This is a genomic window from Olivibacter sp. 47, from assembly GCF_030372825.1.
In the GTDB taxonomy this organism is placed as follows: Bacteria; Bacteroidota; Bacteroidia; order Sphingobacteriales; family Sphingobacteriaceae; genus Olivibacter; species Olivibacter oleidegradans.
This window is the reverse complement of the sequence record NZ_JAUCNR010000001.1, coordinates 5,286,567-5,308,647: the sequence shown is the minus strand read 5'-3', so window position 1 is coordinate 5,308,647 and position 22,081 is coordinate 5,286,567. Positions and strand designations below refer to the sequence as shown.

Genomic DNA, 22,081 nt, shown 5'->3' with positions numbered 1-22,081 from the left:
TTCACTAGGATGATGTGATTGATTTTTACGTCAAAGTATTGCGCCTCCTGCTTCTTTATTTTAACGGAATAGCGCAACAATAACGCCAACCGTAGTAGCTAGACTACCCCCGAGGCCTATCCATTGAGCGGCACTTATTCGACCCCTTGCTTCTCGCTGAGGAACAAAAATTTCTGCTCCTGGCTTAATCTTTGGATAATTATTAAAAAAGAGAAACTTAGACGTACTGCGGGCTGAACCATTAGCATAAACAACGTATGCTCTCTTCTTTAATGCACGCTCCGAAAATCCCCCTGCCTGAGAGATATATTCCTTAAACCCTTTATTTGATGAATATATCACTGTTACGGGTGAAAGCACCTCACCGCTTACTCTAACGGTTTGCAATTGTTTAGGAATATGCAAAACGTCACCTTCTTCAAGAATTAGATCATTACTTCCTTCGGGATGCCGAAGAATCTCATCCATATTGATGCCAACATAGCTGTTATTGACCGCAGACCGTTGTACGGCTCCCAATTCGTTCGGATTAATTGTGCTCTTTTGCAATGCATTTAAACGCTCAACTCGTTCTTGAAAACGTTCCTGCTCCAATTTTGATTTACGTTCAAACTGATTTCCCGTTGAATCCAGCTCGTCTTCCAAGATACTTTTGCGTTTTAGAGAAGCTCCATCAGTGTAAGCATAAGCCGTAAATCCTCCCGCTCTCTTAATCAAATCAGATACACGCTCGTCTTTACGGGTAAGTATATATTGACCGGGATAAAGTACTTCGCCCTCAATACGCACGGACCGTTGTCTTTGATATCCTTTAGCTAGTCGAACATTGATAACGTCGAATGGCTGTAATACAAAATCTTCTGCTCCTGAGAGATCTCGTTCAATATTAACATGATAAATTTCGGAGGTATGAGCCGATTGTGACATTACATTGCTTTCTTTAATGCGTCTGGCAATTTCGATTCGCTTGGCCGAGGCGGCTTCCGTAAATCCTCCTGCCTGGACAATGAGCTCTTTTAAAGTCATCCCTTCAGCAAAGTCGTAAGTTCCGGCATTGCGTACCTCACCATCGATTTGAATCTTATAGGCAGTTTTTAGATCAAAAATGGATGATATTACCACCTCGTCCTCTCGTTTTAAAGGTATATCGTTTTGGGTCCCCGCTAAAATGTCAGCAACAGAGAACGCCACTTGCTCTTTTTCAAGATTTTCTTTGAGCCGCGTTATGTAACCGCGATTCATAAACGCATCTTCTTTTACTCCATCAGCTTTCTTAATAAGCATACTTAAGGTTAAGCCCTGACTCAATTCGTAAACGCCAGGACGAAAGACGGCACCTGATATACGCACTCTGTTCGTATACCGATCCAATATCTTGCCTACACGATATTTATCACCACTCTGAGGCAAATAGACCCCGAACTGAGATGCCAGAACATCCTCTACCCTACGTTCAGTTGCGGTATTTTTAAAGACAGTAATACGCGTCCTATAAGCTTCTTCATCAAAACCTCCGGCATACGTCAGTAACTGATTAAATGTTTCGCCTTCCTTTAATTCGAAAATAGCGGGTCGTTTCACCCGCCCTCTTATTTCGACGCGACTAAGATAAGGCGCAACCTGGATAATATCCTGATCTTGTAGGACAATATTATTGCGAAGACTTCCATTTAGCAAAAAGTCATAAACATCAATTATTGATTCTTCTCTGTCGTTGCGAATGATTTTAATTTGTCGCATGGTACCCTTATCATTGGGGCCGCCTGCCGCATACAGTGCGTTAAAGGCTGTGGCTACAGAAGGTAAAGTATAGGTTCCTGGTTTTACAACTTCTCCAGTTACAATAACACGAATACTGCGAATATTACCTACACTCACGTTTAATCGAGTGCTGCCATTTCGTAACCCACTATAAATTGCTCTCATTTTGTCCTTAATGCGAATAATAGCCTGTTCAATAGTTATTCCAGCAATAGGCACTACTCCCACATAAGGAATGTTGATAGCTCCTTCAGGGCTAACTGTTAATGAATAACTTGCCTCCGAATTGCCATATAGCTCCAACAACAATTCATCATCTGCCCCGATTACATAATTTTTAGGTGTCGCCATCCGTAAATTCGGTTCGAATTTGGTATTCGATCCCTGAAAAATGTCTGCTCCGAAAATTCTCAGTTCTTCTCTTGGTGATTTTAGATTATCTTGATGAAGCTTCAATAGGGTATCAGCTTCGTTAGTCGCTCCTTGTACCTGCCTTCCTACTTTACGCTTATCGCCAGTAGAAGTATTTGTGGCAGGGGCCTGTAGTGCTTGATCCTGTTCTTGGATTGTCTGTAAGCGTTGTGTTAATTTCTCAATTTCCTCGCTTGGCATCCCAGAAGAAACAGCCATTTGCATCAATTCCTCCTGTGTCATACCAGAAGCATTGGCTTGCTGCAAATACGCGCGAAGCTGATCATCAGTAAGGTCATCCACCTTGATCATGCTTAGGTCAGTAGCGCTCAAGTTTTGCGCATAACCATAACTAGGAATCAACAAAAAAAAGCAAAAAGAAAAGAAGCAATATAAGATTATTCGTTTATACATAAAGGTAGTACTCTTCAATGAACGCCTACAGAAAAAATCGTTCAATAAAACCTATGCAAATAAACAGTTTTATTTATATATGTCATAATTTTAAACCACCATACGAATAAATAAAAAACTCCTGTCGTATTCGGCAGGAGTTTTGGCGTGTTTTATTTTTAAGCACACTCATACTTTCGATTCCGTATCATACACTTCCGTGTAAGACGATCTTCGCAATTGTTCATCCAATTCTATTTCTTCCTCCAACGAAATAGTCGCTGCATGTTGGTATTCATAAGCGATCCAACCCCAAAGCGCTATAAAAAGGACTACCGTAAAAACAATAAAAGACATCATGTGTTTGGTTTGTTGATTTGAAAAAAGTTTAATAATCTGTTAGCTACTCCATAAACACCTGGAACACAACCCGTGCATCCAGTTCCTCACAACACGTAAAAAACGATTTGTGCTTGCTAGCCCCTCTAATGGTTTATATCACATCTTGTTAGGTATAAACAAACCTAATTGTTTGCTTCGATATTTGCAACAGTAAGTTCATTTTTTTTTAAACATTATTTAATGTCCTGAAATGTATAAAAAATACACAATAACAAACCACCTCTTGCAATAACGAATCTTTTGAGGGAGCTTTGGCTGTTATCCATTACACATGTCGCTTAAAACAAAAGCATTTAAAGGTTTCGCCTGGAATTCTTTGGAAAATATGCTGGTAAGGGGAGTAAGCTTTATCATCAGCATACTGATCGCGCGGGTGGTCAGTCCGGAAGCTTACGGTCTGGTAGGTATGCTAAGCATATTTTTAGCCTTATCAACGCTTTTTATAGAAGGTGGTTTTAGCAAAGCCCTTGTACAACGAAAGGATTGTTCACAGCTGGATTTTAGCACGGTTTTTTATTTTAACATCGTAGTTAGTCTGTTGATCTATGTTATTCTTTATTTCTCCGCACCTTTTATTGCCCGGTTTTACCATCAGCCGGTGCTGATAGCCTTAACAAGAGTTATGGGCTTGCAATTCATTATTGCGTCTTTTATCGTAGTACAGCGCGCCAAGCTGCTTATTGATATCGATTTTAAAACACAGGCAAAAATCAACGTGATGGCCGTCATTATAAGCGGCGCGGCGGGTTTATATATGGCATATGATGATTTCGGCGTCTGGGCGCTGGTAGGACAAAACCTATCGCTCACCTTAGCCACCTCTATGTTCATGTGGTTGCAAGCCAAGTGGCGTCCAAGTTGGGCTTTCTCATGGCAAGCTTTTCGCGAAATGTTCGGTTATGGTTCCAAAATTCTCGCTGCGGGCCTGTATTCTACGGTTTTGACGAACGTATACACCATCGTGATCGGTAAATGGTATCACTCCAAGGCCTTAGGTTTTTATGCACGGGCCAACTCATTGGCCGAGCTTTCTTCGGGAACAATCAACCTTATTATCACGAATGTTACTTTTCCTCTTTTTTCTGCTATTCAGCAAGATCGGAAGAAGCTTATTAGCATCTACAGCAGAACGGTAGCCATGACGGCTTTTATTATTTTTCCGAGCATGACACTCTTCGCCGTGATATCGAAGCCTTTTATTTTGCTTTTCCTGACAGAAAGATGGTTACCTGCAGCGCCTTTATTGCAGTGGTTATGTCTGGCGCGCATGTTTACCCCCATTAGTTCGCTGAACCTGAACCTACTGAATGCCGTGGGACGTTCGGATCTTTTTTTAAAGACGGATTTATCTAAACTACCGATTATCATCGCTGCCATGTTCATCACCTTACCGCTCGGTACAAAAGCTGTGGTGATTGGAAGTTTTATAGTAAATACCCTAAGCTATTTTATTAATGCCTATCCTTCCGGCATTTTGTTCGGTTATGGCCCTTTGAAACAGTTGAAGGACTGCTATAAGGTTATTATTGCGACAATAGGCATGGCATGCTGCAGCTACGGAAGCATGCTGCTGGTGAACCGCCCATTTATGCAGTTGATTCTAGGGGTACTGACTGCGATCATCGGTTTCTTCGGAATAGCCTATCTCCTTAAAATAAAAGAGATGGATGAGTTAGGCTATGCCTTAGCTAAATTAAAAAAATCGAAACGAAAATAAGTCGTTGGCGGCTTAGCTCTTTCACCACTTTTACCGCAATGCAATGAAGTGCGGAAATCAATACGAATTATACCCTCTCCTCTAAGAAAGAAACCAGGATAAAAGACGAGAATCCCAAAAAATACAAAGACAAAACCCAACAACAACTACAGATAACGATACGGTAGTCCGAAAAAAAGACAAAAAAACAAAAAAAGATCATTTAAAAACAAAAAACGCTAGTTTTACATTGTTTTTCCGCAATGACTCAACCAAAGACTATACATATCGATGAAATCAACCGAATAAAACGCTTAAAAGAAGGATGTACACGAACCTTTCAAGATATTTATACGCACTTTAGACATCCGGTTTATTCATACCTCGTTAAGAAGACACAATCAGAGGAGAACGCCAAAGAGATAATGCAACTTACCTTTATCAAATTCTGGCGATATTGCAGCCATCTCTCACCGGAACTTCCTATAACTACACAACTATTTAGAATAACGCGAACTTGTTTAATTGATTTTTTACGTGAAAAAGCGCATGAGCGTGCGGTAAAATTGTCCTTATCGCACGACTTAAGCCATCGAATCGACCCAGAACTTCCACCGCTTTCCAATTTGGCCTATGAGGACCTGATAAAACATTTGGACAACTTGCCTCCTATCAGAAAAAAAGTTTTTTATTTAAGTAAAGTAGAAGGTTATTCGAACAAAGAGATTGCCGCTCAAATGAACATCTCGGTCAAAACAGTTGAAGATCATATGACAAAAGCGCTTAAAAAATTGCGCTCTAGCATTGTTTTCCCTATTCTTTTGATAATTTCTCAATTTTAATTTCCAATGAGCAGGGGTTTCTTCCCTTCTAAACCGTATTGCTTCAATAGAATGATACGGTATGCTAGATAAAGACTTATTCAAACGCTTTCTCGAAAATAAATGCAACGCTGAAGAAGCGGAACGTATAGCAAATTATCTAAAAACTCATCCCGAGGCTTTTGAGCTGTTATTACCCGAAACAGAGTGGGAACAGACATTACAGGAGTATAGTTACGATAAAAAACACCGTGTTTATCGCCTAAGTCCATGGATTTATAAAGCAGCCATCGTCCTGCTTTCACTGGGGGCCATTCACCTGCTTTATGAAAGGCAGCGAGACCAAAAGAAAGTCCTAATCCAAAATAAGGAGATTGCTACGATAGGCAATAGTGAAGTGAAAGAGAACATAAGTGATAAAACCTTATTTTTTACCTTGGAAGACGGCAGCGATATTCAGCTGGAACCAAACAGTAAAATCGAATTCCCTATTGATTTCACGTCTAATCGTACCATTACCCTTACCGGAATGGCCGTGTTTAATGTAGCAAATGATCCGGAACATCCTTTTAAAGTATTGGCAAAAGACGTAGAAACTACGGTGTTGGGTACCCGATTCGAAATAAGTGCTTTTCCAAAGCAAGATCAGGTATCAGTTCGGTTACTAACAGGCAAAATAAGCGTTCGCAATAAAAACCATCAGAAAAGAACGATTCTTATACCAGGTCAACAATACACCTTGACACCTACAGGTTCCAGTGTAACGAACTTCCGCCGTAAAGAACTTAAAAAAACGAATAAACCACTTATCAATACAACATCAACGGTAACACGCAAAGGAGATAGCCTACTATTTGATAAACAACCATTAAGCTTTGTGTTCACCGTGCTTAGCAAAGAATTTGATACCCCAATCAATTTTAATAAGGATGCCGTTCGTAAGAAATTCTTTACGGGATATGTCATCAAAAGTAGATCGCTGGAAAAAGAGTTAACAAACATCGTATTAATGAACAAGCTAACATTGGAGAACGACACTACACACCATAGATTACTCATTAAATAAAACAATTTAACCCAATCAAGCATGAAGAAAACACCTACATTTTTAAAATGCCGATTACCGGTCATGTTGCTGCTTACCATCCTTTTTAGCCATCTGTTCGCGACAGCGCAAAGCGGTCGAAGTATCAGTGGAGCTGTATCGGATGCAGACGGCGAGATCATTCCGGGAGTATCGGTGCAGCTTAAAGGAGCCAACAACTACACAGCGGCTACCATGACTAACGCAAGTGGCATTTTTAATTTTGAAAATTTGCCGACCAATGGACCTTACACACTTACGTTCAGTTATATTGGTTTTGAGAAAAAAACACTTACCGGTTATGAAGTAAGGTCGGGGGAAAAGATATCTATTTCGGTAAGTCTGACCGCTGACGTAGCCGACTTGGATGAAGTGATCGTAACAGGCTATAGCACGCAACGTCGTCGGGAAGTGACGGGGGCAGTTGCAACCGTAGGCGCGAAGGAAATCGAGAACATTCCGGTTCAATCTTTTGACCGCGCTATGCAAGGACAGGCAGCCGGTGTACAAATAAACGCAGCCAGCGGGGTACCCGGCGCACCGGTGCAAATGAACATCCGTGGTGTAGGCTCAATAACTGCAGGCACCCAGCCCTTGTTTATTATTGATGGTGTACAGATGAACAGTACCACCACCACAACTACCACTGCCAGCAACCCGCTCGCCTTTCTGAACAATAATGATATTGAATCGATTACGGTACTTAAAGATGCTGCCGCGGCTTCCATCTATGGCGCACAGGCGGGAAATGGTGTGGTGGTTATTACTACGAAGAAGGGGAAAGCCGGACAAAGCCAAATCAATTTCAACACGTATATTGGATTTACGGCACCCATGCCGAGCATAGATATGATGTCTACACAACAGTTCTTGCAGGCACGCATGGAAGCGGTGAAAAACAGATACCCAAATCGAATGGACTCGGTAAATCGTCGAAATGTGCTGACAGGCCTTGGCTTAGATCCTACACTTTCCGATGCTGATTTAGCGGCTTTACCCACCTACGATTGGCAAGATGCAGCGTTTAGAAATGGTTCTTCTCAAAATTATGAGCTGTCTTTCAGCGGTGGTACGGAAAAGACCAGCGTCTTTTTATCGGGATCTTATAACAAGCAACAAGGAGCTGTTATCGGACTGGATTTTAACCGAGCTACCGCGAAAGCTAATATCAGTCATAAAGCAACTGATTGGCTAACGGTCGATTTTAACTCAAGTTTTGGATCGGTGGTACAGAACGGGATTTCGGGCAGCGGCGGAAGTACAGGTAATTTTGCTGCACCGCAATACGCGGCTCCGATGATGTTACCTTTTGTGCCAATATATAATCTGGATGGCTCTTTTAATGCTCCAACTAGCGGGCTGCCGGGTGATATGCGCCACAACCCCATCTTTGCAACAGAGGTCAATGAGATTAAAAGTCGCACGCGATCCTTAGTTGGGAATACGGCTTTTACGGCTAGGATCACCAAGGATTTATCTTTCAAGTCCTTCTATGGCCTCGACTACCGGACGGTCTTCGCTGCCAATTATACAGATCCGCGTACCATTGACGGTTTTGCTCGTAGAGGTTTACTTCAGATCAGAAGTTATGAAAACATCAACTTTATGACGAATCAAACTTTTAACTATAATAAGGTTATCAATAATAAGCATTCACTTTCTGGAATTCTGGGAGTCGAATATAGAAGCGAAACGCGCGACTATAACTTCTCTTCGGGTGAAGGTTTTCCTACTTTTCAATTTCAAACTATGGAAGCAGCCGCAGCCCCGGTTAGTGTAACTGGTACTTGGAGTGGCTTTAAACGCCTGGGATTTTTTGGACAGGCCAACTATGATTATGATAAAAAGTACTTTGTGAGCGCAGTACTTCGATATGATGGTTCTTCCCGATTTGGTGCCAACAATCGCTTTGGTTGGTTCCCTTCTATTTCAGGTGCTTGGGCAATTGATCAGGAGGATTTCTTGAAAGGAACACCTTGGATCGATCAATTGAAACTGCGTCTAAGTTATGGTGAAACAGGTAACGACCAGGTAGATAATTTTGCCTCACGTGGTCTATACAGTGGCAATGGCCCATATAATTCATTACCTGGCATACGTCCGAGCAGTGTAGAAAATCAAGATCTTAAATGGGAACGTAATGTTACGTATAATATCGGCTTGGATTTGGCTTTCTTTAATAGCCGAGTGGCTTTTACAGCAGAAGCCTTCAGAAGGACCAGTAAAGATCTGCTATTGGAACAACCCTTACCCTATACCAGCGGATATGCTAACATTGCACGGAACCTCGGTGAATTGAGAAACCAAGGGCTTGAATTCTCCCTGAACACACATAATATCAAAAGTAACGATTTCAATTGGACATCTAGTTTCAATATTACCTTTATCGATAATCAGGTGACGAAACTGTATGATGGCTTGGATGTATTACCGGGCGATCAAACCATTCGTGTGGGATCGCCTTTGTATTCTTACTTTCTTGCTCAATATGCCGGTGTAAACGCTGCTACAGGAAAGGCAATGTGGTACGATGGGGATGGTAATATCACCTACAACCCAGTGAGCCCGGCCGATTGGAAAGTTTATGGTAGCCAACTGAGTGATGTGTACGGTGGTTTCACTAATACGTTTAGCTATAAAGGGATTGAGTTATCGGCCTTTTTCCAATATGATTATGGACGCGATCTATACAATTCGCAGAACACTTTTTGGATGCGCAATGCGGCGACCTTACGCAATGGCTTAGAAAGCAATTTCCTTGATAGATGGACCACACCCGGGCAGGTAACAGATAGCCCACGTCCGATTGATGGGGGTTCCGAATCCAATATGGCGAGCCAATACCGTAGTAGCAGTCGCTTTTTGGAGGACGCTTCGTACATTCGGTTAAAGACGTTGACCCTGGCCTACACCCTCCCCGCCCATGTAGCGGCTAAAATCAAAGCGCGCCAAATCCGCGTTTACGCGCAAGGCGTTAATTTAATTACTTGGACTAAATGGTCGGGTTATGACCCCGAATTTTATATTGATCCATCGCCTAACGCGACCTTTACCTCCAATCAAGGAGCTATTCCACCCTTAAGAAGCTACACCTTTGGTTTGCAAGTAGGTTTTTAATAGAAATTGAATCATGAAGAAATTTATAACTATAGTGATGCTAGCAGGACTTGTTCTCGGTACCGTATCCTGCAATAAACTTTTGGAAGTTGATCCTAAACATGCCATTGACTCGAACACAGCCTTAAGTAGTCAGGAAGCGATTGACGCAGCTGTAAACGGTGTTTATTCACGCTTACGTGAAGTTGGCCTTTATGGTCGTGATTTAATTGCTATACCGGAGTTATTGGCCGACAATGCCATAAACACCGGTGCAGGAAACCGCTTGGTAGGACAGGGTATCAACCAAGCTGGGTCGCACATACAGACAGAAACTTGGCAGTATTGTTATTATATAAACAATCAGGCTAACTTAATTTTAGAGGCTCTGGAGGCCTATGATGGTGACGAAGCTTATGAAAACAATATTGCCGGACAGTTACATTTTCTGCGTGCCTTGGTATATCACACCTTGATGAAAGCCTATGCTTATGATCCAACGGCTATCGTGGAACCTTCCGATCGAGGAGGTGTTCCCATCATCAATAAGGGGGTCCTCAATACGGCACAAATAGAATATTCATCGCGCCCTACGGTTGGCGAAGTATATGATTTTATTTACGGTGAACTAGACAAGGCTGTTTTATTGTTAGCTACCAATAACAACAGGATCACGGATCAAACGTTTGCTTCTTTAGCTGCTGCCCATGCTTTGTATTCACGTGTTGCTTTATACCGCGGAGATATGGCCAAAGTAATAAGTGAAGGGGAGCTGGCTATCAGCACCAGCGGTTTGTCTTTAGTCCCAACGGAACAATTTGTTAATACTTGGAGAACGGATAAAAACCCGGAATCTTTTTTTGAAGTAGCTTTTGTGCTGGCAGCGGATCATTCCAATACAACAAACGAATCTTTACGAGCTACTTTCACCACCCGCATGACCGCTACATCGACAACAACTGTAAGCCATGGCAACGTGGTCGTGAGTGATGAACTTTATAGCCAATACAATGCGAATGATGTACGGAGAGAGTTAATTGTGCGTGGATTGGGCGGTAATAGCAGTCGTTGGGAAATCACCAAGTTTGTGAGTAGAAGCGGGATTAATAATATCGACAATGTTCCGGTTATACGTCTTCCTGAAGTAATTCTGAATATGGCTGAAGCTTATGCAACGCCGGGTAGTGCGGTTTATAACGAAGCTGCAGCACGCGAACAACTCAATAAAATCAGGGAGCGTGCCGGTATTGGGTTAGCAAGCTATAGCGGTGAGGCCCTTTTTAACGACATTATTTTGCAACGCCGATTGGAACTGGCTTTTGAGGGACACCGCTTTTTCGATCTTAAACGTTTGGGCAGAGATATTATAAAAGAATCCGGAAATGTCCAACATAGTGATTTTAGAATCTTAGCCAACATCCCGGTAAGAGAGGCGGTACCGAATACGCAAGTAACACAAAACCCAGGTTATTAAAAATGATTAAAATGAAAAAATTGATATATCTATTAAGTCTCGTACTTCCGATGATTTGGACAGGATGTATGAAAGATCATAAAGAGGATTTCCAGTTCCGCGAGGCTGTTGTTGAATTTGAAGATGCCACTACCAATAATAATGTAGCCGGTAAAGATTATCCATTATTAACGGCTTTAAGGAATGGCTCGGGCGAAAAGACTTATCGGGTCAATCTACTTGGAGAACAACTCAGAGATGATCAGGCCTTGGCTTTTCGTGTAGTAAGCGAGGAATCAACGGCTGTAGAGGGTATGCATTACAGTCTTCCGGAAGGAAACATTACCACACTACCAGCAAATAGCAGCTTTGCGCTATTAAAAATTAATGTGCTGGATTTTACTCCAGCAGCCGGTACAGTACAGCTTGTTCTTGAGTTAACCGGAAATGAGCGTGTAAAAGCCAGCGAGCGTTATAAGCGAATTGGTATTCGAATCAACTTACAATAATAAGAAAGGCGGGATTTCCCCGCCTTTCTTATTACTATTATTATAAATTCGGATTCTGCTGGGTCTCTTCCAATGGTATGGCAAAGAGATAGTACCTACTATTGGCAACAAAATCACTGCCATCGGGAAAACGTAAAATACGATGCCCTTGGGCATTGACGGTCTTGCTGGTTCCATCGGGGGTCGTTACATTAACTTTAATGGGGTTCCCTTGCGCATCAACATAGGCTTTTCGCTCTACTTTACCTTGTGTACGTAAGATATCGGACAACGAGAAGCCTTCTCCCCACAGTTCTTTCCGACGTTCAATTAAAATGGCTTGAAGCAAGTCGTCAGCCGAACCGCCCGTGAATAAAACGGCTTGCCTGGCTGCCCGTAGGGTATTCAATGCGGTAATCGCTTGTTCTGTTTGACCGGCTCTTGCATAACCTTCGGCTTCAATCAAGTACATTTCCGCTGCACGCATATACACGATGTCGCCAATCAGGTTCGATTTGAATTTGAATTTCTTATAACGGAGAAAGCCTTCTCTACCGGGTAAACCATCCCACTCAAACAAGCCGTTGCGGATATCTTGTTCGTCAAAAAAGTTCTTGAAGTATGGATCAGCCATAAAGCTGTAGTAATACGAACCGGATGAGGATACATCCAGAAAATGAAATGTGTAACTAGCCGTATTCTGCTCATTGGTTTGCCCATGTCCCCATATCCACTCAACGTTCTGCATATCATTAAACCCATCGCTATAATTTGCTGCCGGCATCAAACTGTAATCTGCACGTGCTGCTGCTGCGGCCTGCGCCGCCTGTAGCCAGTCGCCTGTGTTTAAATAAGTTCGCGCCAACAAGCCATTGACAACGGCACGATCAATGCGATATTTTTCTGTGCTTGGTCTTGTATATTCAGCTAATAAGCTTAGTGCGTCCTGTAAATCACTTTTGATAAGGGTGTAGATTTCCTCCAACGTAGCCTTTGGTTTCCCTTCGGTTTCAACGGTTGTTGGCTCAGTATAAATAGGCACCGTCAATGCCGTTTGATCTTTGAGATAAGAAAACTGGTAATAGGTAGCCAAATTGAGGTAACAGAAAGCCCTCAAGGCCTTGGCTTGCCCTTTTAATTGCGCCTTTTTCACTTCGTCCCCCGCTGCCGCATCTACTTTAGCGATGACGTTATTGCAATTGTCAATCACTTTATAAAGCAGGGTCCAGAACGATTTAACTCGATTCGTAGTGGCATTATACAGTTCGGTAAAGGCGTAAGCATCTCGATAACCGTATTTGGTGGTGACAGCCACATCACTCCCCATCGCATCACCGGTACGCATAAAAGCGGTGTAACCTGGATTGGCATAGGTAAAATAGGTATCATTTAAATAACTCCAGGTACCGTTGATAACGGTTTCGATATTATCGACATTTTTATAAATCTCCGAATCGGCAACCGCATCGGTAGGTGCCGTTTCCAAATCCTTGCTGCAGGCGGTCAGTAGTAAGCTGAGCACGCTAAGGATATATATTGTTTTTCGTATCATATTTTTTTCTTTTGATTTTAAGCTATTAGTTTTGGTACTGAATCAACACAAAACCAAAAACTAACAACAAGTAACCAATAACTAATAACCAGTAACCAATAACTAACAACCAATAACTAACAACGAGCACCTAACCCCCACAACTACAAAGTAAGCTGTAATCCAGCGGATACGGTACGCATTGCCGGGTATCTGAAATAAGTTGCTCCGTTAACGGTTTGTTCCGGATCCATCCCTTTATGGCCATAGAAGGTCAATAAGTTCTCCCCTTGTAAAAACACACGTAAGTTGGCAATACCCAACCGTTCGATTAAGTGTTTGGAAAAGTTATACCCTAAGCTTACATTCTTTAAGCGCGCATAAGTAGCGGAATAAAGAAAGCGTGTTGATGCAGATGTCCAAGTTAAATTATCCGTTGTTAAGCGGGGGACATCGGTTTGTGTGTTTTCGGGCGTCCAACGGTTCAGGATTTCGGTACTCCAAGCGCGTCCCGGACTACTACCATTGTGCATGAGCTGAATATAGTCGTTATCCAATATTTTACCCCCTAAGCTAAAACTTAGCAGCGCGGATAAATCAAAGTTCTTATAGCTAACAGTGTTCGAGAATCCGCCTACTAGATCAGGGAGGGAATTATCTTGAACAAAAAGTCCAGCCTGGCCATACTCGGAAGTCGTTTCGGCTGTTTGGTTGCCATTTGCATCGGCTTTGTACCATAGCGGGCTGCCGGTAGCCGGGTCTACACCGGCCCAGGTTGGCAGATAAAAGTCGTAGATAGAACCTCCCACCGCTAAGAGCTTGTTACCATTAGGGATAGGTTTGCCGCCATTGGGCAATTCGGTAATCTTGTTTTTGTAATGTCCCAAATTAAGATCCAGATTCCACCGAAAATTATCGTTCCGAACCGGTACGGTTTGCAGGGTAAGTTCGAATCCGGTATTTTGAAGTGCACCGATGTTGGCATCATAACCTGGAAAACCGGTAGAAGGTGCCTTTGGCATGGTATACAGCAAATCTTTACTTTTACGGTTAAAATACTCGAAACTGGCGGCTACACGTTGATCTAAGATGGCGATATCGAGGCCTGCATTGAAGTTCAGGTTGCTTTCCCATTTCAAAGTTGGCGTGGGCAGACGCTGCGTAACCGTTCCGCCTTGGCCAAGGTTATTGGAAATGCTATATAATCCTTGGTAAGCATAATAGATGGGATTGCCGTTCGATAATAAATTATCATTTCCCTGAGCTCCGTAACTTGCACGAACTGTTAACTGATTAATTAAGCTGTTATTGCGCAGAAACTCTTCTTCGGCAATTTTCCAGGAAGCGCCTACCGACCAGAAGGTTCCCCAACGGTTATCCGGTGAGAAACGGGAAGATCCATCGGTACGCAAGGACCCCGAAAGGAAGTAGCGGTTTTTGTAATCATACTCTACCCTACCTAAAAAGCTCAACATGCTGTAATCTACCGAAAAGCCATTGAAGGAATTGAGTTGAGACGCCGCATCGGGCTCATAGAAACCGGGCAATACAAAGCGCTCCCGACTGCCATCCATATCGGTATTTTGAAACTTATAGAATTCCTGTCCGGCCAATACATTCAGATGATGCTCGTTAAAGGTTTTTTCGTAGGTTACGATATTATTCCAGGTATAAGAAGTTCTCCGGCGATTGGATTTAGCCACAGATCCTTGGTATTCTGCGCCGTCGCCAAGTACGGGGTTCACATAATCGTGCGTATTACGATTTATATAATCAATACTGTAAGTCGTGCGGAATTTCAATTCAGGTGTGATAACCGCTTCGAGGAATGCTCTACCGGACAGATTTTCGCTACGGATTTCATTTTTATCCAAAGGGAGAGAAGCTGCGAGGTTATTACGCGGAATAGCTGCGCTTGGACGGTATTCGCCGAAGTCATAGATCTTGTTGCCATTTTCGTCCAAACGATAGGAACCGTCTGCATTGCGTTCGTAATATGGGTAGAACGAAGGTACTAAGCGGGTAAAATTAATGATGTTGGCGGTATTGCTATCTTCTGATTGCGGGTACTTTTGTAAGCTACTGCTAACAGCTACGTTTAAACCGGCATTGAGCCATTTCTTGGCCTGTGTGTTGACGTTGATGCGAGCATTATAGCGCTTAAAGCCTGATTCAATGGCTATACCTTGATCATTGAGGTAACCACCGGAGAAGTAGTAGCTCGATTTTTCGTTGCCGCCGCTAAAGCTTAAATCGGCCTGGGTGCGACGACCGGTGCGTTGTAGCACATCTGCCCAATTGTCATTCCATAGCGGTGTAGCGCCTGGAACGATTTTACCATCTAAACCCACCGGCTGCGGATAATTGCTCCCATAAGGGTTAATATTGAGGTCGGTTAAGAGCTGATTGCTGGCATTCTGTGCTGCTTGTTCAGCAGCAAGTCCGTTGGATAAGTTCTTATTACGCAGGGCTTCCCAATATAACTCGAAATACTGGTTGGTGGAAACTTGCTCATAATCCTTTACTGCCCTGTCGGATATTCCTTGGGTAAAATTGAAATTAATCGTGGTTTTTCCGTCCTTTAATCCTTCCTTCGTCGTAATGATGATCACACCATTCGCACCACGTGACCCATAAAGCGCGCTGGCCGCCGCATCTTTGAGGACACTAACGGATTTTATGTCATTGGGATTAATAGCGTTAATATCTCCACTGTAGGGGTTTCCATCTACTACGTAGAGTGGTGCACTTGACGCGTTGATCGATCCGATACCGCGAATGCGTATTTCGGCATCGGTACCCGGTTGTCCGGAAGAAGATACTGATTGTAAACCGGGAACCTGTCCCTGCAGGGCTTTGCTGACGCTCGAAACCTGACGATTGGCGATTTTATCCTGCGAAATAGCCGCTACTGAACCGGTGAAACTGGATCGCTTGGCGGTACCATAGGCTACCACTACTACTTCGTTTAAATCATTACTGGCCGGCTTGAGGGCTACAGAAAGTTGATTGCCGCTCACCGGTAAATCCTGTGGTTCATAGCCCACATAGCTAAAGCGCAAGGTTGCTTTTCCTGCCTGTACTTGGAGGCGGTAAGCTCCGTTGGCATCGGTATGGGTTGATTGAGTTCCTCCTACCACGCTGATATTCACGCCCGGTAGTGGTTCTTGATTAAATGCGTCAGTCACGGTACCTTGTACGGTGGTTGTTTCTTGCCCCCAAACACTGCCTGCAAAAAACAGCAGCATAAACAAGAAACTTAGTGGTGCATAACAATTGTTTAGTAGTTTTTTTTCGTTCATATGTAACGTTTTGTTCTACGCATCGCAATACCTACCTATGCCTTTTCAGGCGGTGGTGCGAATGAACCATATCGTTCCGGAATGGATATGATTGTTCGACTTATCAGCTCTGCATATAGCAGAAAGGAATGAGCACCTTGTAACAGAGTTTACAGGTTGCTAAGACTTCTTCGGGCCTTTCCCTCCGTCTTTCTGGATAAGTATGCATCGTTAGCGTTTTGATGCGGCAAATATATCAGATATTACTTAAAGTATATAGAGTTACTAGATTTTTATTACAAAAAGAAGACCGTTCAGATAAAAATTGCTGTTTTAGTCTTCCCACCCTTCTTTTGCGGGTGGCGGCACATATTTGCCTTCCGCATTTCTATAGGGATTTTGGAAACCATAGCGGCCGCGTCGGCTACGGAACTGAAAGAGGATATTCAAAAGGGCACCGCTCATTAGCGCAATCATGGGGAAAGAGAGCCCTCTACGGACGATACTATAGAGACCGAACATAAAAAGTAAGCCCCAAGCGATGGTAATGGAATCGGCCAAATGATTACGGGCAGTGGGTATCAGTTTAAAACGTAAAGCTTTCATCATAATGCAGGTATTTCGAGTTAAACAACGACTTATTGCTAAGTTACAAATTATCAGTCATTTAAAAGAAAGAACGCATTATTTTTTTGAAATAGCAATTGCGCCTCTAGCATCAATCGTTTTAATACTTTGGAATAAGATGTCGATTTTCATCCCCATTTTTCATCAGTATGGATAGATAACTGGAGGTTGGGGTCTTAATGTTATATTCCAAAGCGCCGGCTTCCGGACAAATTCGTTTAATTGTAATTAAGTCGCCGTCTAGCATTTGTAGGGTCATTGAACCTTGTTTTTTGGTCAGTGTATCAATTCTATCGGGTGTATAATGGATTTCCAATATACCACTTTTACTAACGATGGTAATCTCGACGGGCACCAAAGGAGCAGATTCTTTGGTGCAACTAAAGCAAACAACAGCTACTAAAGCAAGTAGAAATTTAAACTTCATAAGCTCGATTTAAGTATAAAAAAATAAGTTTAGTGTATCTAGCAATCTCTTTTGAATTGCTAGACAAACTTAAGGGGAATCTGCACAGTGTGCATGCACGAAAGGCGTAGCAAAAACATGGGGTATTCATCACGCTTTGTTGTAAAAAAAATGAGATAATAATGTAATGAATAGTATTTGTTGTACTTTAAGCCTGTAGATACGATTATAAATCATACAAAATGGATAACCGTCGGGATTTTCTAAAAAAACTGCTATTATATGCGGGAAGCACCGGTTTGGCAAGTACGATCCCTCCTTCAATTCAACGGGCTTTAGCAATTGCTCCGGCACCGGGAACGACCTTTATGGATGCGGAACATGTGGTGATATTAATGCAAGAAAACCGTTCTTTTGATCATGCTTTAGGTACGCTTGCAGGGGTACGTGGTTTTAATGACCCACGTTTTATCCGCCAAGCCAACCACTGTCCCATCTGGTTCCAGTCGGACGCTAAGGGCAATACCTATGCGCCCTTTCATTTCGATCTTCGGGATAGCAAGGCCACTTGGATGGGGGCTGTACCGCATTCACGCCAATCGCAGGTAGACGCTTACCATGAGGGGCGGCACGACCAATGGATTGAGGCGAAGAAAAAGAAACCCTATGAACACATCCCTTTAACAATGGGATACTATAACCGCCTCGACCTTCCATTCAATTATGCACTCGCAGATGCCTTTACGGTATGTGATCAAAATTTCTGTTCGGGCATGACCAGCACTTGGCCCAATCGTTTATTTTTCTGGACCGGGACCATTCGTGAATCGGCCGATCCGAAAAGTAAAGCTTGGATAAGGAATGAACTGCAACGCGGCGAAGCGAAGTGGAAAACTTTTCCGGAACGACTGGAAGAAGCCGGGGTATCTTGGCGCGCCTACCAAAACGACGTGAGCTTTGGCGGTGGGTTTGAAGGGGAGGAACGCTCGTGGCTGAGTAGTTTTTCCTGTAATCCCCTGGAGTTTTTTGAGCAGTATCATATTCACTTCGCGTCGCGCTATACAAAGAGTTTAAAAAAACAAGTGGACGAGCTGCCTAAGGAGATACAGGCGCTACAAGAAAAGCTGCAATCCTTAAAGCCGCACGATCAAACTTATCAAAAAACAAAGGAAGCGCTGAAAAAAAGGAAGCAGTATGGCAAGAGGCCAAACAGGCGATAGAGCGGTGGAGCCAACGGCATTTTGAACAATTGTCATCTCGAGAGAAAAATCTATTCAAGAAGGCTTTTACCACCAATGCAGCAGATCCTCATTACCATGATCTTGAGCGCTTGTCTTATCGGGATAACCAAGGTGTTGAACGTGAATTATCGGTACCTAGAGGTGATGTGCTTTATCAATTCAGAAGGGATGTAGAAAGTGGTCAGCTACCCGCGGTTTCCTGGATGATACCGGCTGAAAAATATTCTGATCATCCGACCTCGCCTTGGTACGGCTCCTGGTATGTATCGGAAATTATGGATATTCTCACCAAAAATCCGGAGGTATGGCAAAAAACGATCCTTATCCTTACCTATGACGAAAATGATGGTTATTTTGATCACATTCCTCCCTTTGTGCCGCCGAACCCTTATAAGAGTAACAGTGGCAAATGCTCGGAGGGCATTGACACAAAAATAGAATACATTACCCTGGAGGAAGAGCTGGCAGATGGTAAATCCACAAAGGAAGCACGCGGAGCGGCTATCGGCCTTGGCTTTCGAGTGCCTCTAATTGTGGCATCGCCTTGGACGCGAGGCGGTAAGGTTTGCTCGCAAGTGTTTGATCATACGTCTACCCTGCAATTTCTGGAAAAATGGGTTTATCATAAGTTTAAGAAAGAATTGCACGAAGAAAATATCAGTAGCTGGCGGAGAACCGTATGTGGTGATTTGACTTCAGTATTTACTGTAGCAAAAGCGTTGCCCGCGAATGACAAGCTTCCCTTTATCCAGCGTAATCCGTATGTTGAAGGGATTCATCAAGCGCAGTATAAAGAAATTCCGTCAGGTTTTGAGGCCCTGAAACCGGATGAACTGCAAAAAGGGATGGATAAACCGCATCAACTGGTCCGAATGCCACGCCAAGAGCCTGGCATCAAGGCAGCGTGTGCGCTGCCTTATGAGCTTTATGCCGAAGGTGAAAGAGTTCAGGATTCTTTTCAATTGAATTTAAGAGTCGGTGATGAGCTTTTCGGAAAAAAAAGTGCCGGTGCACCGTTTACCGTCTACACTCCTCATGCCATTCGCTCTTACGCGGTGAAAGCCGGTGATCAGCTTAGCGATCGATTTGAAATGGAGCAAGAAGCTTTTGACTTACAGGTACACGGACCGAATGGGTTTTATAGAGGTTTCAAAAATCAAGGAAAAATGCCTGCCTGTACCATCAGATTAACGAACGAGCAAGTCGGCGAAGGATTTACCGGCAATGCAATTCTCTTATTCGAAAACAAGGGAAACCAGTCGTTGCGCGTAGCGATCTGGGATATGGCTTATGGAAAGGCCCCCGTTCACCTGGAGGTAAGGGCCAATCAGCAGCTGTCGCAACTCATCAACTTAAGCGACAGCCATCAATGGTACGATATGGAGATTTCCATTGAGGGCTATCCGGGTTTTCGCTGGGCTTACGCCGGTAAAGTTGAAACAGGCAAAGCGGGTTATACGGATCCCCAAATAGGGAATCCGCAGGTCGAGAAAACGCTTTATTCCAATACGCCTTCTAATTTGTATACCCAAGCATAATTACAGGGCGCTGTATTGGGATTAAAGGGAGGTGCTTCGATGGTGAGCTGCTGCTTTTGAAAATCGGATGATATCGCACCTGAATGTCCTAATAAACTGACTCGTACCGGCTTCCGTGGCAAAGGAATATGAAAGGTCCCATTTTGCCATTCGGTACAGATGAGGTAAAGATCTTTCCCTTTGGCGGTAAAATAGCGGTGTGTATCCTTGCTATTATTCGGTCTTGACACCCAAGCCCGAGTGCCGTAAATTGCTTCACCATTAACCGCTAACCATTTGCCCATGTCCAACAAACGTTCTTGCATGATAACCGGGATCCTACCATCGGCCGTTGGGCCGACGTTGAGCAATAAATTTCCGCCGTTGCTCACCTTATCAATCAAGAGATCAATAAGCTGCTTTGACGTAAAATAGTCTTCGGTTGTTTCAAATCGATTGTAACCATAGGAAGTACCGATACCGCGGCTCTCCTCCCAGGGATGGGAGGCTTGATCGCCTATACCTTTTTGATCGTGTACCAAATCATACTCTGTCGTGTAATAACCACCGTGCTTGCTCCGTGTTTCTTTGCCCCATCGGTCGTTTACTACCACCTGTTGCCTGACGGGCGACTCATTATAAAGCCAAGATAAAAAAGTCGTGCTCTTAAGTGTTTCACTCGGGTAGTCCCACTCACCATCAGCAAAAATCACTTCGGGTTGGTAGGCATTCACGAGTTCTTGCATTTGGGGGATCATGTAACGATCCACCCATTGTTCGATACTTTCCTTTTTATAAAGTGGATGGCTCCACTCGAGCAGCGAATAGTAAAAGCCCATCCGTAAACCGGAGGTCCTTACAGCCTTCGTTAAATCACCGGCCAAGTCGCGATGGGCACCGATATCGACGCTATTCCAATTAGGACTATACTTACTGGGCCATAAGCAAAAACCATCGTGGTGTTTCGATGTCAATACGACATATTTGGCTCCTGCTTTTTTAAACAGTTCAGCCCATTGTTCGGGTTTAAAATGTTCTGCTTTGAATAGCGGAGCAAAATCCTGATAGGTAAGATTGGGTCCATACGTCTTGTTATGGAAATCGAGAAACAGTTTGTTCTTAGTTTTCAATCGATTTTCATAATGTTCGGCATATTTTTCATACACCCCTTCCACTTCTTTTATAGGCGCATAAGCCGGAACGGAATAAGGACCCCAATGAATGAAAATCCCAAATTTGGCATCTTGCCACCACTGTGGAATTTCTCGTTGATCAATGGATTGCCAATTGGCTTGATAGTTTTGGGCTCGTAGGGATTGACTGATCAGAAACATACATAAAAGCAGGTATTTAACGATTTTTTTCATGGATTAGCTTATTGGTTTTTATACTTATTCAACTAAATTACAAATTTTGGGCGTTCTTTGTCTATTTGTTAAGTAGTTAAATAGTTGAGTAGGAAAATAGTTAAGTAGTTTAGTTATTGGTTACTAGTTATTTGTTACTGGTTGTGCCTGCTGGTAGGCAAGGGTTACTGGATGTGCGTGATGAAATCACACGGGGCTCTAGCGCGCAGGGAAACAACGGCCTCATGAAATTGAGCGTCAAAAAGATTTAGGATTATTTTTAGCTACTTTGAGGCACCAAAGTAGCCAAAGTGCTCGGCTTGTCTATTCCGTTGCAACCCGTTGTCCGATGCCCATCCGTGAATCGGAGCCACCCTTTCGCACAAAGATCCCGCCCTTCGTTCGTCGATTCACTTAATCCGATAAGCTTCGCTCGATATCCAGTGAAGGGGCATCCGGAACTGCCGGTTGCTGCCTCCACAGACTAGGCCACAGACGCGCTTCGGAACGGCCGTGCTTACACGGGG

At 43.3% G+C, this 22,081-nt stretch carries 15 protein-coding genes and 1 riboswitch; of the genes, 8 read left to right on the top strand and 7 right to left on the bottom strand.

The genetic code is table 11. The annotated features are described in order from the left end of the window. Positions 1-60: 60 nt before the first annotated feature. Positions 61-2,505 (bottom strand): SLBB domain-containing protein, encoded by a 2,445-nt coding sequence (locus QT327_RS23050; protein WP_289554109.1) that lies wholly within the window; start codon positions 2,503-2,505, stop codon positions 61-63. A gap of 249 nt (positions 2,506-2,754) precedes the next feature. After that, the gene (locus QT327_RS23045) at positions 2,755-2,925 is read right to left on the bottom strand and encodes a hypothetical protein (RefSeq protein WP_165446889.1); all 171 of its coding nucleotides are present in this window, start codon (positions 2,923-2,925) and stop codon (positions 2,755-2,757) included. Between the two features lie 313 nt (positions 2,926-3,238). Here QT327_RS23045 and QT327_RS23040 point away from each other — a divergent pair, with 313 nt between their 5' ends. The 6 genes from QT327_RS23040 (at position 3,239) to QT327_RS23015 (ending at position 11,626) form a co-directional block, all read left to right on the top strand. Then, entirely contained in the window at positions 3,239-4,684 is a 1,446-nt protein-coding gene (locus QT327_RS23040; protein ID WP_289554108.1) for a lipopolysaccharide biosynthesis protein, read from the top strand. A gap of 242 nt (positions 4,685-4,926) precedes the next feature. Further along, the gene (locus QT327_RS23035; protein WP_130854376.1) at positions 4,927-5,505 is read left to right on the top strand and encodes an RNA polymerase sigma factor; all 579 of its coding nucleotides are present in this window, start codon (positions 4,927-4,929) and stop codon (positions 5,503-5,505) included. 61 nt (positions 5,506-5,566) lie between these two features. Next, a complete protein-coding gene (locus QT327_RS23030) occupies positions 5,567-6,550 on the top strand; it encodes a FecR family protein (protein ID WP_149105200.1) in 984 nt (327 codons plus the stop codon). A gap of 21 nt (positions 6,551-6,571) precedes the next feature. Then, entirely contained in the window at positions 6,572-9,685 is a 3,114-nt protein-coding gene (locus tag QT327_RS23025) for a SusC/RagA family TonB-linked outer membrane protein (RefSeq protein ID WP_149105199.1), read from the top strand. 13 nt (positions 9,686-9,698) lie between these two features. Then, positions 9,699-11,138 carry a RagB/SusD family nutrient uptake outer membrane protein gene (locus QT327_RS23020; protein ID WP_242627102.1) on the top strand — a complete coding sequence of 480 codons (1,440 nt, stop codon included), beginning with the start codon at positions 9,699-9,701 and terminating at the stop codon, positions 11,136-11,138. A gap of 11 nt (positions 11,139-11,149) precedes the next feature. Continuing rightward, positions 11,150-11,626 carry a DUF4843 domain-containing protein gene (locus QT327_RS23015; protein ID WP_165446890.1) on the top strand — a complete coding sequence of 159 codons (477 nt, stop codon included), beginning with the start codon at positions 11,150-11,152 and terminating at the stop codon, positions 11,624-11,626. 40 nt (positions 11,627-11,666) lie between these two features. Here QT327_RS23015 and QT327_RS23010 read toward each other — a convergent pair whose 3' ends face one another. The 4 genes from QT327_RS23010 to QT327_RS22995 form a co-directional block, all read right to left on the bottom strand. Next, entirely contained in the window at positions 11,667-13,157 is a 1,491-nt protein-coding gene (locus QT327_RS23010; RefSeq protein WP_130854380.1) for a RagB/SusD family nutrient uptake outer membrane protein, read from the bottom strand. 143 nt (positions 13,158-13,300) lie between these two features. Continuing rightward, positions 13,301-16,438, bottom strand: a complete 3,138-nt coding sequence (locus QT327_RS23005) for a SusC/RagA family TonB-linked outer membrane protein (RefSeq protein WP_289554107.1) — start codon at positions 16,436-16,438, stop codon at positions 13,301-13,303. A gap of 97 nt (positions 16,439-16,535) precedes the next feature. Further along, positions 16,536-16,641, bottom strand: a riboswitch (SAM riboswitch). A 109-nt stretch (positions 16,642-16,750) separates the two neighbouring features. Further along, positions 16,751-17,026, bottom strand: a complete 276-nt coding sequence (locus QT327_RS23000) for a hypothetical protein (protein ID WP_013665057.1) — start codon at positions 17,024-17,026, stop codon at positions 16,751-16,753. A gap of 118 nt (positions 17,027-17,144) precedes the next feature. Beyond that, positions 17,145-17,471: a hypothetical protein gene (locus QT327_RS22995; RefSeq protein WP_013665056.1), complete on the bottom strand. Its 327-nt coding sequence runs from the start codon at positions 17,469-17,471 to the stop codon at positions 17,145-17,147. A 221-nt stretch (positions 17,472-17,692) separates the two neighbouring features. Between QT327_RS22995 and QT327_RS22990 the strand changes: the two genes are divergently transcribed. Continuing rightward, positions 17,693-18,670, top strand: a complete 978-nt coding sequence (locus QT327_RS22990; RefSeq protein WP_289554106.1) for an alkaline phosphatase family protein — start codon at positions 17,693-17,695, stop codon at positions 18,668-18,670. A 29-nt stretch (positions 18,671-18,699) separates the two neighbouring features. Next, on the top strand, positions 18,700-20,229 hold the full coding sequence (locus QT327_RS22985) for an alkaline phosphatase family protein (RefSeq protein ID WP_289554105.1): 1,530 nt from the start codon (positions 18,700-18,702) through the stop codon (positions 20,227-20,229). On the opposite strand, the gene QT327_RS22980 is transcribed toward QT327_RS22985, so the two are convergent. Further along, positions 20,190-21,575, bottom strand: coding sequence for an alpha-L-fucosidase (locus QT327_RS22980; RefSeq protein WP_130854382.1), 1,386 nt, complete (start codon positions 21,573-21,575; stop codon positions 20,190-20,192). The genes QT327_RS22985 and QT327_RS22980 overlap by 40 nt on opposite strands. Positions 21,576-22,081 lie beyond the last annotated feature (506 nt).